The organism is Pseudomonas sp. EL_65y_Pfl1_R83 (assembly GCF_963970695.1).
GTDB classification, from domain to species: domain Bacteria; phylum Pseudomonadota; class Gammaproteobacteria; order Pseudomonadales; family Pseudomonadaceae; genus Aquipseudomonas; species Aquipseudomonas tritici.
Window position 1 is genome coordinate 1 of the sequence record NZ_CAXAQI010000349.1, and the last position, 477, is coordinate 477.

The window sequence follows — 477 nt, forward strand, 5'->3', positions numbered from 1 at the left end:
CGGGCGCGGGCCTGGGTCTGCGGCCGCCGGAACGGACGGGCTGCCCGGTGATTTCGTCTTTGTCGCCCCGCTGCACGAGCCGGGCGATCGCATGATCAAGGGCAAGCGCTATCCGGCTGGCGGGGTGGAGCAGGCGCGGGCTGTGCTGTCCGACGTGGCCGTCGCCCCGGCGACCGCCACCCACATCGCGACCAAGCTCGCGCGGCACTTTGCGGGCGATACACCGCCACCCGCGATGGTCGAGCGTTTGCAAGCGGCTTTCCTCACCTCCGGGGGGGATTTGCCAACGCTATACCGCGCGCTGATCGCTTCGCCCGAGGCTTGGGTCGAACAACCGGTAAAGTTCAAGACGCCGTGGGAGTGGACGATCTCGTCCATGCGCGCGTTGAATGTGAAGACGGCGGACCCGCAAGCGGTGGTCGGGCTGCTCAATCAACTTGGGCAACCGACGTGGAAGCCGGGCCAGCCGATCGGCTT

At 67.9% G+C, this 477-nt stretch carries 1 protein-coding gene; it reads left to right on the plus strand.

Annotated elements, in window-relative coordinates; genetic code table 11:
* Positions 1-91 precede the first annotated feature (91 nt).
* Positions 92-477 (plus strand): DUF1800 family protein (locus AACY08_RS29225; RefSeq protein WP_339472565.1); only part of this gene is annotated, 386 nt, incomplete at its 3' end.